Annotated in this window: 16 protein-coding genes; 10 read left to right on the plus strand and 6 right to left on the minus strand. The window is 66.5% G+C overall.

Annotated elements, in window-relative coordinates; translation table 11 throughout:
* Position 1: 1 nt before the first annotated feature.
* Positions 2–520, plus strand: coding sequence for a 2'-5' RNA ligase family protein (locus G6N42_RS06465; RefSeq protein ID WP_163727613.1), 519 nt, complete (start codon positions 2–4; stop codon positions 518–520).
* Here G6N42_RS06465 and G6N42_RS06470 read toward each other — a convergent pair.
* Complete coding sequence (locus G6N42_RS06470) at positions 517–852, minus strand: MmcQ/YjbR family DNA-binding protein (protein ID WP_163727616.1); 336 nt, start codon at positions 850–852, stop codon at positions 517–519. The two genes, G6N42_RS06465 and G6N42_RS06470, sit on opposite strands and share 4 nt — an antisense overlap.
* 2 nt (positions 853–854) lie before the next feature.
* The gene (locus G6N42_RS06475; protein WP_163727618.1) at positions 855–1,418 is read right to left on the minus strand and encodes a TetR family transcriptional regulator; all 564 of its coding nucleotides are present in this window, start codon (positions 1,416–1,418) and stop codon (positions 855–857) included.
* 124 nt (positions 1,419–1,542) lie between these two features.
* Between G6N42_RS06475 and bioB the strand changes: the two genes are divergently transcribed.
* From bioB to G6N42_RS06490, 3 genes are read left to right on the plus strand one after another with little or no spacing between them, the layout of a single operon-like run.
* Positions 1,543–2,538: a biotin synthase BioB gene (gene bioB / locus G6N42_RS06480; protein WP_163727621.1), complete on the plus strand. Its 996-nt coding sequence runs from the start codon at positions 1,543–1,545 to the stop codon at positions 2,536–2,538.
* A gap of 11 nt (positions 2,539–2,549) precedes the next feature.
* Positions 2,550–2,741, plus strand: a complete 192-nt coding sequence (gene bsaP / locus G6N42_RS06485; protein WP_163727625.1) for a biotin synthase auxiliary protein BsaP — start codon at positions 2,550–2,552, stop codon at positions 2,739–2,741.
* Positions 2,738–3,370 (plus strand): DUF2567 domain-containing protein, encoded by a 633-nt coding sequence (locus G6N42_RS06490; RefSeq protein WP_163727629.1) that lies wholly within the window; start codon positions 2,738–2,740, stop codon positions 3,368–3,370. Before bsaP ends, G6N42_RS06490 begins: the two co-directional genes overlap by 4 nt.
* On the opposite strand, the gene G6N42_RS06495 is transcribed toward G6N42_RS06490, so the two are convergent.
* Both G6N42_RS06495 and G6N42_RS06500 read right to left on the minus strand, forming a co-directional pair.
* The gene (locus tag G6N42_RS06495) at positions 3,336–4,673 is read right to left on the minus strand and encodes a lipase family protein (RefSeq protein ID WP_163727632.1); all 1,338 of its coding nucleotides are present in this window, start codon (positions 4,671–4,673) and stop codon (positions 3,336–3,338) included. The genes G6N42_RS06490 and G6N42_RS06495 overlap by 35 nt on opposite strands.
* A 42-nt stretch (positions 4,674–4,715) precedes the next feature.
* Complete coding sequence (locus G6N42_RS06500) at positions 4,716–5,408, minus strand: NUDIX hydrolase (RefSeq protein WP_163727635.1); 693 nt, start codon at positions 5,406–5,408, stop codon at positions 4,716–4,718.
* Between the two features lie 47 nt (positions 5,409–5,455).
* Between G6N42_RS06500 and nadA the strand changes: the two genes are divergently transcribed.
* From nadA to G6N42_RS06520, 4 genes are read left to right on the plus strand one after another with little or no spacing between them, the layout of a single operon-like run.
* The gene (nadA, locus tag G6N42_RS06505) at positions 5,456–6,499 is read left to right on the plus strand and encodes a quinolinate synthase NadA (protein WP_163727639.1); all 1,044 of its coding nucleotides are present in this window, start codon (positions 5,456–5,458) and stop codon (positions 6,497–6,499) included.
* A complete protein-coding gene (locus tag G6N42_RS06510; RefSeq protein WP_163727642.1) occupies positions 6,496–8,064 on the plus strand; it encodes an L-aspartate oxidase in 1,569 nt (522 codons plus the stop codon). The genes nadA and G6N42_RS06510 overlap by 4 nt, the downstream gene beginning before the upstream one ends.
* Positions 8,064–8,930 carry a carboxylating nicotinate-nucleotide diphosphorylase gene (nadC, locus tag G6N42_RS06515; protein WP_163727645.1) on the plus strand — a complete coding sequence of 289 codons (867 nt, stop codon included), beginning with the start codon at positions 8,064–8,066 and terminating at the stop codon, positions 8,928–8,930. The genes G6N42_RS06510 and nadC overlap by 1 nt, the downstream gene beginning before the upstream one ends.
* Positions 8,931–8,958: 28 nt before the next feature.
* Positions 8,959–9,438, plus strand: a complete 480-nt coding sequence (locus G6N42_RS06520; RefSeq protein WP_163727649.1) for a hypothetical protein — start codon at positions 8,959–8,961, stop codon at positions 9,436–9,438.
* Here the strand turns inward: G6N42_RS06520 and G6N42_RS06525 are convergent, their stop codons facing one another.
* Positions 9,439–10,005 (minus strand): TetR/AcrR family transcriptional regulator, encoded by a 567-nt coding sequence (locus G6N42_RS06525; protein WP_163727651.1) that lies wholly within the window; start codon positions 10,003–10,005, stop codon positions 9,439–9,441.
* Positions 10,006–10,068: 63 nt separating this feature from the next.
* Here G6N42_RS06525 and G6N42_RS06530 point away from each other — a divergent pair, with 63 nt between their 5' ends.
* On the plus strand, positions 10,069–11,094 hold the full coding sequence (locus G6N42_RS06530) for an alcohol dehydrogenase catalytic domain-containing protein (protein WP_163727654.1): 1,026 nt from the start codon (positions 10,069–10,071) through the stop codon (positions 11,092–11,094).
* 3 nt (positions 11,095–11,097) lie between these two features.
* On the opposite strand, the gene G6N42_RS06535 is transcribed toward G6N42_RS06530, so the two are convergent.
* The gene (locus G6N42_RS06535; RefSeq protein ID WP_163727656.1) at positions 11,098–11,511 is read right to left on the minus strand and encodes a nitroreductase family deazaflavin-dependent oxidoreductase; all 414 of its coding nucleotides are present in this window, start codon (positions 11,509–11,511) and stop codon (positions 11,098–11,100) included.
* A gap of 104 nt (positions 11,512–11,615) precedes the next feature.
* Here G6N42_RS06535 and G6N42_RS06540 point away from each other — a divergent pair, with 104 nt between their 5' ends.
* Positions 11,616–12,089, plus strand: a complete 474-nt coding sequence (locus G6N42_RS06540) for a hypothetical protein (protein ID WP_317150563.1) — start codon at positions 11,616–11,618, stop codon at positions 12,087–12,089.
* Positions 12,090–12,177 lie beyond the last annotated feature (88 nt).

Consider the following 12,177-nt stretch of genomic DNA (forward strand, 5'->3'; position numbering starts at 1 on the left):
GATGGTGCATTCCGTCGAGATGCTGTTCGACCCGGACACCGAGGCGGCGATCCGGAGTTGCTGGGACGACCTCACCGAGGCGGGCGTGCGCAGTCAGGCCGCGCACACCGCGCCCAGCAACAGGCCGCACGTCACCCTGGTGGTAGCGGAAAGCATGGACGAATCGGTGCATGACGCGTTGCGGCCGCTGTTGCGGCGGCTACCGCTTCGGTGCACCGTCGGCGCGCCCATGCTGTTCGGTCGACGTGATTTCACGCTGGTGCGACTGATCGTTCCGTCAGCCGAGCTGCTGTCCCTGCACTCCGAGGTGCTCGATGCCTGTCTGCCGCACATGCCGAATGGTCCGCTTCCGCACTCTGACCCCGGCCAGTGGACGCCGCACGTGACGTTGGCGCGCCGGGTGCCGGCCGAGCAGCTGCAAGCGGCGCTGACGGTGACGGGTTTAGGACGCGACCTGTCCGCGACAATTGTTCGCATCAGGCATTGGGACGGCAACGCCAAGCGCGAGTATGCACTCTAGGATACTTCTGCCCCAACGCTTTTCGGCACGCACATTCGCCAGCCGTCGATCACGAGCTCGCGCAACTCGTCGAGTTCGATCGCGTCGAGCCGCACCAGAATCCAGTTGTATCGCATCTCCGATTTGCGCGGCAGCATGAACTTGTCGGGTTCGGCGGCGACCATCGCCGCGCGCTCCTCCTTGGGAAACGCGACGCCCATCACCGTCTCGTCGCGTGAGAACGCGGCGTACACGAGTCGTCCCGCGCGGAACCGGATCTCGTCGCGGACGACGGCTTCGTATGACCGCGGCAGGGCCGAGGCGATGCGCCGCACGTCGTCGACGGTAATCACGTCTACTCGTAGACGGCCTGCGAGACCTTGATGCCGTCGACGAACAGACGCAGTCCGAATGCGAACCGTGCGCTGGCGTCGTCGGCCAACACCGACTGCCACGCGGGCAGCTCGGCTCCCGCGGCGTCCCATTGCAACCGGGACTGCTCGTCCACCGTGAAGCCGAGCACGTAATAGACGACCGTGCGGGCGGCCAGCTCGGCGTGTGCGGAGTCCACTCCCGCCTCCGACACCGCCTGGGCCAGGACCGCCAGAATCTGCTTCATCGCCGACGACTGACCGGCCGCGAAGCTGGCCGACACCAGCTCGGCGCCATCGGTGTGCGACAGCAGCGCGTCGCGAAGCCGGTTGCAGACCTCGACGGCGCCGCGCGCGGTCGGTACACCGTCCAGAATGCGGTCGGCAATGGCGCCGAGGAGCTCCTGCTTGTTAGCGAAATGCCAGTACAGGGCGCCGGGGGACACGCCGAGCTCACGTGCGAGCCGTCGCATCGTGAGGTCGGCGATGCCGTAGTCGTCCAGCAGTTTCGCCGCCGCCTCGACCACGTCGCGTTTGTGGAGCTGCACACCGGTAGCCTAACCTGAACGCTGTTCAATTACCGGCTCGCCGGTGTGTTCAATTACCGGCCCGCCGGTGCGTTCAATTACCGGCCCGCCGGTGTGTTCAAGTTCGATCGAGAGGACCTAACGGGTGAGCGACATTCTGGCGAAGGCACGCGACCAGGTACTGGAGCGCGGCGAAGGCCTCGACCAGGATCAGACGCTGCAGGTGCTGCGCCTGCCCGATGAGAACCTCGACGAATTGCTCGAGCTCGCGCACGAGGTCCGGATGAAGTGGTGCGGACCCGACGTCGAGGTCGAGGGCATCATCAGCCTCAAGACCGGCGGCTGCCCCGAGGACTGCCACTTCTGTTCGCAGTCGGGTCTTTTCGCATCACCGGTGCGCAGTGCCTGGCTGGACATCCCCAGCCTGGTGGAGGCCGCCAAGCAGACCGCGAAGACCGGGGCCACCGAATTCTGCATCGTCGCCGCCGTGCGCGGCCCCGACGAGCGGCTGCTGGCCCAGGTTGCCGCAGGTATCGAGGCGATTCGCAACGAGGTCGACATCCAGATTGCCTGCTCGCTGGGCATGCTCACGCAGGAGCAGGTCGAGCGCCTTTCCGAGATGGGCGTGCACCGCTACAACCACAATCTGGAGACCGCGCGGTCGTTCTTCACCAACGTCGTGACTACCCACAGCTGGGAAGAGCGCTGGGACACCCTGCAGATGGTCCGCGAGGCCGGCATGGAGGTCTGCTGCGGCGGCATCCTCGGCATGGGCGAAACGCTGGAACAGCGTGCGGAGTTCGCCGCCAACCTCGCCGAACTCGATCCGCACGAGGTGCCGCTGAACTTCCTCAATCCGAGGCCGGGTACGCCGTTCGGTGACCTCGACGTGTTACCGGCATCGGAGGCCCTCAAGGCCGTCGCGGCCTTCCGGCTCGCGCTGCCGCGCACGATGCTCCGATTCGCCGGGGGCCGAGAAATCACGCTGGGCGACCTCGGCGCAAAGCAGGGCATCCTCGGCGGCATCAATGCCGTCATCGTCGGCAACTACCTCACGACGCTGGGCCGACCGGCCGAATCAGACCTGCAGTTGCTCGACGATCTGCAGATGCCCATCAAGGCCCTCAACGCCACCCTGTAGACCATTGAGTCATGGCGTTCAACGTCTATACGGGTGAGCCCGACGGCACGCCGCTGCCGGCGGCGGCTCAACTCGGCCTCGAGCCGCCCCGGTTTTGCGCGCAGTGCGGTCGCCGGATGATCGTGCAGGTGCGTCCTGACGGCTGGTCGGCGAAATGCTCTCGGCACGGCGTCACCGACTCGAAGGATCTGGAGCAGCGATGAATAAGCTTGCCCCGCCCCGTATTTCGCGTAATCGCGCAGCGATCACCGTCGCCGCCGGCTTGGCGCTGACCGGCGCGCTGATCGGCGCGCTGTGGGCGTGGTTGGCCCCGCCCATTCACGGCGTGGTGGCGTTGACGAAGAGCGGCGACCGGGTCAGGGCGCACCTCGGTAACGAGGCCGACCACTTCTTCGTCGCTGCCTTCCTGGTGGTCGGCATGCTGTGTGTGATGGCGGTCGTGGCGGCCGTCCTGGTGTGGCAATGGCGTGCACACCGCGGCCCGTTGATGGTCGCGGCACTCGGTCTCGGATCCGCGGCCGCTGCCGGAGTGGCATCGGGAGTCGGTGCGGCACTGGTGCATTGGCGGTACGGGACCATCGATGTTGCCGGCGCGCCGATTTCACCCGAGCATCGCGTGCACTACGTGATCGAGGCGCCCCCGGTGTTCTTCGGGCACTCACCTTTGCTGATCGCCCTGACCATCCTGTTCCCCGCGGCGATAGCGGCGCTGGTCTACGCGCTCATCGCGGTGTCGATCCCGCGCGACGATCTCGGCGCCTGGCCGCCCGTCGAGTCCGAGGTCGACGATGCGATCGCTAAAGCGGGGACCGTTCCACCGTCCGACCCGTGACCACCTTGGCCACGATTTTCGCCAGTCGCGCCATGCCGACGTAGGTCATCGGATTCAGCAGCGTCGGCCACTTCGTCCGAACCATGTGCTCGGACACCGGCTTTCCGGCGAACCGATCGATGAGCCAGCGCAGCGCCATCGGTGCGGACATAGGGTGCAGCAACATGTGCTCACTGAACATGTCCCGGTGGTAGGTCACCGACGCACCACCCGATCTGTACATCTCCGCGAGCTCGTCGATGTTCTCGACCGAGATCAACTGGTCGTGGACCGCCTGCACGATCAATACCGGCGGAGCCGGTGCCGCGACGCCGAGCTTGATGTCGGCGAAGACGTGCTGGACCGCAGGGCTGTCGAGAATCTGCTCCAGGGGCCAGTCGAGCAGATCGCCCATGTCCTTCTTGGCCATCCGGACCATCGCCTCGGCGGTCGTCATCGTGTGCAGTCGCTGGAGGAGCACCTTGCCCTCTTCGGTGACATGCTCCTGGATGAGCCGGTCCAGATCGGGATAGATGTGCGACAGCGCGGCGACGACAAGTGCGGGGAGCCCGGACGCGAACGTGCCGTTGAGTCGGCGGAAGGTATGGCCGAGATCGCCGACCGGTGACCCGAGTACCGCACCGACGACGTTCAGGTCTGGCGCATAGGTCCCGCTCATCTCGGCGGCCCATGCGGTGGCCAGGCCGCCGCCGGAGTAGCCCCATAGGCCGATCGGCGCATCGGCTGACAGCCCCAGGCGCTTGGAGCTGACGGCGGCGCGCAAGCCGTCGAGCACGTGATAGCCGGGTTCGTACGGGGCGCCCCACATGCCCAGGCGGCCCTCATGGTCCGGCACCGACACCGCCCAGCCCTCAGCGAGGCAGGCGGCGACCAGGAGGAACTCGAATTGTGCGACGGACCCCGTTGCATGCGCGTAGCGCCGCAGCGCGTACGAGGGGAAGCAGCGTGAGGTCACGGCGTCGATGGCGCATTGGTAGGAGATCACCGGCGTGACGGCGGCCGGCGCGCGCTCTGCGGGCACGATGACGGTGGTCGCGGCCGCGTCGGCGTTGCCGTGCATGTCGGTGGTGCGATACAGCAGCTGGGTGGCCCGGGTGCGCTGTGGGATCAGGCCCATGAACGCCAGCTCGACGTCCCTGCTGCGCAGGACGGTGCCCGGAGTGGCGTGCTGGAAGCCCGGGGGCGGTTCGTAGAAAGGGTCATCGGACGGCAGCTGCGGCCGAGCACCGCCTACCAGCTCCTCGTGGGGGACGTGCCCGATCCACTCTGCACCAGCTGCTGGCGCGACGCTGCCCAGATCCATCTGGCCATTGTTGCTTAAGAGAGCGTTAAGAAGCCAGCCGACTCACCCTGGGGGGCGTAATGCGGCGAATTCGTCGGTCACCCGGTAGCGGGAATCGGTGAACCGATACAAGGCGGCAGGACGACCGCCGCTGCGGCCCGATCGAGCGGTCGTACCGGTGCGGGTGATGACGTTGCGTCGTTCCAGCACGCGTTGCAAGTTGGTCGCGTCGACTGGGTGGCCCAGCGCAGCGCTGTAGATGTCGCGCAGTGTCGACACGGCGAATTCAGTTGGCGCCAAGGCGAACCCGATGTTCGTATACGACAGCTTGGCGACGAGGCGGACGACGGCGTGCTCGACCATCGGGCCGTGGTCGAACGCCATCGGCGGCAGATGGTCGACCGGATGCCATCGGGTGTCCGGCGGCAGCTCCGGGGTAGCGGGGGAGGGCACCAACCCGAGGAACGTCGACGCGATGGTGCGGGTGCCCGGCACGCGGCTCGGATCGGAGAAAACCGCAAGCTGTTCAAGGTGGGCAACCTCACGCAAGTCGACCTTTTCGGCCAGTTGGCGCCGAACGGAGCTGGTCAGGTCCTCGTCGCTACGCAAGCTGCCGCCCGGCAGGGCCCATTTTCCCGCTTCCGGTTCGAGTGCACGCTGCCACAACAGCACGTGAAGTGCGGGTTTCGGGGAGTCGACAGCTCGAACCTGGAACACGGCGGCCAACACCTCATGCTCGGTGCTACTATGGGGCATGTTTTCGATTGTAAGTCGAAAACCTCGAGAAGCCTAAGGAGGCGGCTATGACGGTTCTGGATCGCATGCCCGCTAACGATCTGGCGGACCACATCGTTGCTGGTCCGAACGGATATTCGGGCGTTGACGGCGATCAGGAGTGGGCCGCCGAGGTGCGCCGCCTGGCCGATCTGCGCGGTGCGACGCTGCTGGCGCACAACTACCAGCTGCCCGCCATCCAAGACGTCGCGGACCACGTCGGTGACTCGCTGGCGTTGTCCCGCATCGCCGCCGAAGTTCCCGAGGACACCATCGTGTTCTGCGGTGTGCACTTCATGGCCGAGACCGCGAAGATCCTGTCTCCGGACAAGACCGTGCTGATACCTGATCAGCGGGCGGGCTGCTCACTGGCCGACTCGATCACCGCCGACGAACTCCGCGAGTGGAAAGCCGAACACCCGGGCGCAGTGGTCGTGTCATACGTCAACACCACCGCCGCGGTGAAAGCCGAGACCGACATCTGCTGCACCTCGTCGAACGCGGTCGAGGTCGTCGCGTCGATCCCGGAGGACCGGGAGGTGCTGTTCTGCCCGGACCAGTTCCTCGGCGCCCATGTGCGCCGGGTGACCGGTCGCAAGAACCTTCACGTCTGGGCCGGCGAATGCCATGTGCACGCAGGGATCAACGGCGACGAACTCGCCGATCAGGCCCGCACCCACCCGGATGCCGAACTCTACGTGCATCCGGAATGTGGTTGCGCCACTTCGGCTCTGTATTTGGCAGGCGAAGGTGCGTTCCCCGAGGACAGGGTCAAGATCTTGTCCACCGGCGGAATGCTGGACGCGGCCCGCGAGACCCGGGCGCGCCAGGTGCTGGTCGCGACCGAGGTCGGGATGCTGCACCAGTTGCGCCGCGCCGCACCGGAAGTCGATTTCCAAGCGGTCAACGACCGGGCGTCGTGCAAGTTCATGAAGATGATCACCCCGGCGGCGTTATTACGCTGCCTCGTGGAAGGCAAGGACGAAGTCGACGTCGATCCCGAGACCGCCCGTCTGGCCCGTGCCAGCGTGCTGCGGATGATCGAGATCGGACAACCCGGCGGCGGCGAGTGACGCGCCGGGCCGCCTGCGGCGGCTCAGGCCGTCTAGCTGGCTACTGGCAGCAGCGTGCCGATGTCGTCGTCATCGGCACCGGTGTGGCGGGTCTGTGCGCCGCGCTCGCCGCGCACCGTCGGGGCCAGAAGGTGATGGTACTAAGCAAGGCCGGCGACACCGCCACGTTCTACGCGCAGGGTGGCATCGCGGTCGTGTTGCCGGAAGTCCTTCGGGAAGAAGGCGATTCGGTCGACGCGCATGTAGCCGACACGTTGGCGGCGGGGGCCGGTTTGTGTGACCCGGAAGCGGTGCGTTCCATCGTCGCCGATGGCTACCGCGCGGTGCGTGATCTCGTCGAAGACGGTGCGCGCTTCGACGAAGCGGCACCCGGACAGTGGTCCCTGACGCGTGAGGGTGGTCATTCGCGCAGGCGGATCATCCACGCCGGAGGCGACGCAACCGGTGCGGAAGTGCAGCGTGCCCTCGACGTCGCCGCCGCTCGGTTGGACATCCGACGCAGCCACGTCGCGCTGGAGATTCTGCACGAAGACGGCGCGGTCACCGGTGTCCTGACGCTCAACGACGATGGCCCAGGAATCATTCACACCCGATCGGTGATCTTGGCGACCGGCGGATTGGGGCACCTCTACTCGGCGACCACGAATCCCGACGGTTCCACCGGTGACGGCGTGGCGCTGGCGATGTGGGCCGGGCTGCCGGTATCCGATCTCGAGTTCATCCAGTTCCACCCGACCATGCTGTTCGACGGGCATGCCGGCGGGAGACGGCCGCTGATCACCGAGGCGGTTCGTGGTGAAGGGGCGGTCCTTGTCGACTCAAGAGGTCGCTCGGTGACCGAAGGAGTGCACCCGATGGGCGACCTTGCGCCGCGCGACATCGTCGCCGCTGCGATCAACGCCCGGATGACCGAGACCGGTGACCCCTGTGTCTACCTCGACGCGCGCGGCATCAAGAGCTTCAAGAAACGCTTTCCCACGGTCACGGCGGCATGCCGGGATGCTGGTATCGATCCGACGCGTCAAGCCATCCCCGTGGTCCCGGGTGCGCACTACAGCTGCGGCGGAGTGGTGACCGATGTGCATGGGCGCACCGAACTGGCGGGTCTTTTCGCGGCGGGGGAGGTGGCCCGCACCGGGATGCACGGCGCGAACCGGCTGGCCTCCAACAGCCTGCTCGAAGGCCTCGTCGTCGGTGGCCGGGCCGGAATGGCCGCAGCCGCACACGCTTCGGACGCCGGGACCACTACCGCGGCAGCGCCTGAGTCCACGACTCGACGCGCACTGCCGAGGGGCGATCTGCAGCGGGCGATGACGCGGTATGCGGCGGTGGTCCGAGACGATGCCGGCCTGCGTTCGCTGGGACATGCCTTGGAGACCGCGACTCCGCGGAAGCTCAACTCGCGCAGGGATTTCGAAGATGTTGCGCTGACATGCACGGCGGGTGCGGTGATGACGGCCGCGTTGGAGCGCACCGAATCGCGGGGTTGTCACCACCGCGCCGACTATCCGGATGCCGACCCGACGATGGCCCGCAGTCTGGTGCCCGCGGTGGTGTGCGCCTGATGGAACTGACTGCCGATGAACTGACCGAGGCTCGCAAGGTGATCGCCCGCGGACTGGAGGAGGACCTGCGGTACGGCCCGGATGTCACCACGCTGGCGACAGTCGGCGCGGATGCCACGACGACCGCGTCTATGGTCGCCAGGCAACCCGGCGTCATCGCCGGTGTGGACATCGCGCTGCTGGTACTCGACGAGGTGATCGGTGCAGGCGGGTACGTCGTCAAGCATCGTGTCGACGACGGTGAGCGGCTCGACGCGGGCGGGGTGGTGCTGGCCGTCGAAGCGCCGACGCAGGGCTTGCTGACCGCCGAGCGGACCACGCTGAACCTGGTGTGTCACCTGTCGGGTATCGCCACCACGACCGCACAGTGGGTGGCCGCCGTCGCGGGTACCGGAGCCAAGATCCGGGACACCCGCAAAACGTTGCCCGGACTGCGGGCTCTGCAGAAGTACGCGGTCCGAGTCGGCGGCGGTGTGAACCACCGGATGGGGCTGGGCGACGCCGCGCTGATCAAGGACAACCACGTCGCGGCCGCAGGCTCGGTGGTGGCCGCGCTGCGTGCCGTACGGGCGGCCGCACCGGATCTGCCATGCGAGGTGGAGGTCGACTCCCTGGAGCAACTCGACGAGGTGTTCGCCGAGAACCTGGGGGATCAGGCCCTCGTGCTGCTCGACAACTTCCCGGTCTGGCAGACACAGATCGCGGTGCAGCGCCGTGATGCGCGCTCTCCTGCAACCGAGCTGGAGTCCTCGGGCGGATTGTCGCTCGATACGGCAGCCGAGTACGCCGGTACCGGCGTGGACTACCTGGCGGTCGGTGCGCTCACCCACTCGGTGACCGTGCTGGACATCGGGCTGGATCTCTAATCAGCACAAGCCATTACGATGGCGCATCGTGAACGTCGTCTCGCGCCGCCTCGTGGTGCTGACCATCATCAGCCTGGTCGTGGCGGTTGCCGCGCTCGGGGTGGCCGCCTGGTCGCTGTACCGGTCGGACCCCGCGAACAGGGACTATGACGCGGCACAGGTCGCCGACGCCAAGGCCAGGGCCTGTACGGCGGTCGACGTCGTGCGGCGGGGTGTTTCGCTCAATACCAACCTGATGCCGGCGGGCGGGGCGGGTGACGTCACCGGCGCGCAGGCGGTGGCAGCCAACGCGCGGGTCTCGCTGAACGACGGCGGCCAGTACCTGATCGCGCGGCTGGACCCCGCGACTCCGGAAAATCTGGCCGCCAAGGTCCGCGAGTTCGCCGACAACTTGATGGATATCGGTGCGCACGCGACGGCCGGCGTCACGAACGACGATTCCGCGCAGGCGCAGCGACTGAAGGATGCGGACGAGGCGAACACCAGCCTCGAGCAGTTGTGCAAATAGCTATCTGGCGAGCAGTGTGCGCGCGCCCGCTTTCGCGGCGTCGAGTGCGGCACTGTCACCCGCGATGCGCGAGAGGATGAGCGCCCCTTCGAGCAGCGCGATGACGGCGAGCGCCGTCTCATTGGCGTCGGCCTCGGCCCAGCCGTCATCGCGCAGTCGGTCCGCGATGGCCATCTGCCACGCGTGAAATGCCCGAGACGATGCTTCACGAACGAGCGGGCTGGCGTTCACCGATTCGGTCGCGATCGGTTCGATGGGGCAGCCGTCGCGCCGGTCCATCGCCAGCCCCGAGGACATCAGATCGATCCAGCCGTCGACGATGTCGGACACCGGCAATCCGCTGCTGAGGAACTGCCGCAGTCGCGTCTCGATGTCGGTTCCGGCGGTGTCCACCACGGCGGCGGCCAACTGCTGTTTGCCGTCGGGAAAGTGGTGGTACAGCGATCCGGCCTTGACGTCAGCGGTCTCCAAGATCTGATTCACGCCGGTTGCGGCATAGCCCTGCCTGCGAAAGAGCATGGCGGCGGCGTCCACGAGTGCGGTGCGGCTCCGATCGGGGCGGGGCATCCCTTGACTTTACTTGAAAGGTCACTCAAGAATACTTGAACAGTCGCTAAAGAAGGGGCGCCGATGCAACAGCTGGTATTCGAGGAGATGGGCGCATACGCCTGGCGCGAAACCGCCGAGCCCGAGATCCAAGCTCCTGAGCAGGCCATAGTTCGCCCGTCGGTGGTGGCGTGTTGCGACCTCGACGTGGCCGTCGCGCAGGGCAGGCTTCCGATGCCGCCCGGACATGCCATCGGGCACGAGGGTATCGGTGAGGTCGTCGCCGTGGGGGATGCCGTACAGGGTGTGGCGCCCGGCGACCAGGTTGTGATTCCGTTCCAGATCAGCTGCGGGCAATGCCGCGAATGCCGAAGGGGAGTGACGGGATCGTGCGGCGCGGTGCCGCTGATGGCCATGTACGGAATGGCGCCGCTCGCCGGGTTCGACGGCGGTGGATTCATGGCCGATCTGGTGCACGTGCCGTACGCCGACGCAATGCTGGTGCCCATACCGCGCGGGGTGGATCCCATCGGCATCGCGTCGCTTTCGGACAACATCGTCGACGGCTGGCGCGGCGTCGGTCCCTACCGGGCCGAACTCGACGCGCTCGATGACGGGGATCGACGTGTCCTCGTCGCCGGACGGCAATCCATCGGCCTGTACGCGGCGGGACTCGGCGTCGCGCTCGGCTACCGCGTCGACTATGTCGACATCGATCCACACCGGCTGGCCGCAGCCGAAAAGCTGGGGGCCACAGTGCATGACATACCGAAACCGGACAAATCACTGGGCAGCTACCCGGTCACCGTCCACACCTCTGCCGACCCCGATGTGCTGGCAGCGACGCTACGCGGGACGTGGCCCGATGGCGTGTGTACCGACACCGGCATCTACTACCAGGGCGCGGTTGAGATGCCGTTGCTGTCGATGTACACGCGCGGGATCAGGTTCGTCACGGGCCGGGTCAACGCCCGTGCCGCCATTCCCCAGGTCATCGAACTACTACAGGCGGGGTGCGATGTCACTCCCGCGGTAGACCGCGTGGCGCCGTGGGATGCGGCGGCCGACGTCTGGCCCGTGATGACGGGCAAGACGGTTTTCATGCGTTAGCGCTCAGGCGATGTCGGCGACGAGGATCGCCATTTTCTTCGCTTGTGCGCGTGCCATGAACGGTAGGTCCTCGGCTCCTCCGCTACCCGCGGGCAGAATCCGCGGATTGACGATGTGGATCGTGCGCGAGCCGAAGAGCACATCGGCCTCGTTGGCGGCGAGCACATTCTTGACCCAGTCGGTCTTGCCGTGGCCGAGCGTGATCGCGAGGGTGTTGCCCTTACGGAAGGGGGTGACGACGGTTTCGTAGCTCTTGCCGGACTTGCGGCCGCGATGCTGGATCTTCGCGACGCCGGGCATGAACCGCGCGATCCGCTTGACCATCGGGTTCATGTATTTGATCTGCAGGCGCTCGAACGTGGGCGGATAGACCATGGGGACGCCCGGCGCGTTGTTGGGGTGATCCTTGGCGGACATGAATCTGGACACTACGTGACGATGAGAATCGAATCGAAGACCCCGAAGCTGGCGCTACTGTCGGCCGCATGCCTGAGACAGCGGCGTCTGCCAAGAGTTCTATCGTGTCCGTCTTGGCCCTCGTCATCGCGCTCACAGCGGTGGGCCTGGCCGCCTGGGTATTGATCAAGGAGTCGAAGTCCCAGTCAGCTCAGTCAGGAGAATCGGTTTCCGTCTTCACCGGCGATGCCGCCGACGACCCCAAGGCCACCATCTGCGAGGCGTTCAACGTCGTTCGGACCGGTGTCCAGACGAATACCAACCTGCAACCCCCGGGCGGCCCCGAGGACGTCACCGGCTCGATGGCCGTCGCCGCCAACGCGCGCCTGTCGCTCGTCGAAGGTGGTCAGTACCTGCTGGCTCGTCTGCAGCCGGATACATCGCAGGATCTGACGGACGCCATCCGCACGTTCGCCAACCAATTGATGGATATCGGGGCGCACTCGATCGCAGGTATCCCGAACTCCGATCCGGCCCAGTCGGCGAGGCTGAAGGAAGCCGACGCGTCCAGCGCCGAGATCGCCGATCTCTGCAAGTAAGCACGCCGTCGTGACTCCTGGGGCGACGCTGCGTGGCGCAGCCGATAACGATTTGGCCTGTTCTGGGACAATGGCTACGTGAGTGATT

The organism is Mycobacterium gallinarum, from assembly GCF_010726765.1.
Lineage (GTDB): Bacteria > Actinomycetota > Actinomycetes > Mycobacteriales > Mycobacteriaceae > Mycobacterium > Mycobacterium gallinarum.

What these genes read in the sequence shown, in the direction of transcription:
- G6N42_RS06465 (WP_163727613.1), top strand. Translation starts at nt 2, where the DNA reads ATGGTGCATTCCGTCGAGATGCTGTTCGACCCGGACACCGAGGCGGCG.
- bsaP (WP_163727625.1), top strand. Translation starts at nt 2,550, where the DNA reads ATGGCGTTCAACGTCTATACGGGTGAGCCCGACGGCACGCCGCTGCCG.
- G6N42_RS06490 (WP_163727629.1), top strand. Translation starts at nt 2,738, where the DNA reads ATGAATAAGCTTGCCCCGCCCCGTATTTCGCGTAATCGCGCAGCGATC.
- G6N42_RS06495 (WP_163727632.1), bottom strand. Translation starts at nt 4,673, where the DNA reads ATGGATCTGGGCAGCGTCGCGCCAGCAGCTGGTGCAGAGTGGATCGGG.
- G6N42_RS06500 (WP_163727635.1), bottom strand. Translation starts at nt 5,408, where the DNA reads ATGCCCCATAGTAGCACCGAGCATGAGGTGTTGGCCGCCGTGTTCCAG.
- nadA (WP_163727639.1), top strand. Translation starts at nt 5,456, where the DNA reads ATGACGGTTCTGGATCGCATGCCCGCTAACGATCTGGCGGACCACATC.
- nadC (WP_163727645.1), top strand. Translation starts at nt 8,064, where the DNA reads ATGGAACTGACTGCCGATGAACTGACCGAGGCTCGCAAGGTGATCGCC.
- G6N42_RS06525 (WP_163727651.1), bottom strand. Translation starts at nt 10,005, where the DNA reads ATGCCCCGCCCCGATCGGAGCCGCACCGCACTCGTGGACGCCGCCGCC.
- G6N42_RS06530 (WP_163727654.1), top strand. Translation starts at nt 10,069, where the DNA reads ATGCAACAGCTGGTATTCGAGGAGATGGGCGCATACGCCTGGCGCGAA.
- G6N42_RS06535 (WP_163727656.1), bottom strand. Translation starts at nt 11,511, where the DNA reads ATGTCCGCCAAGGATCACCCCAACAACGCGCCGGGCGTCCCCATGGTC.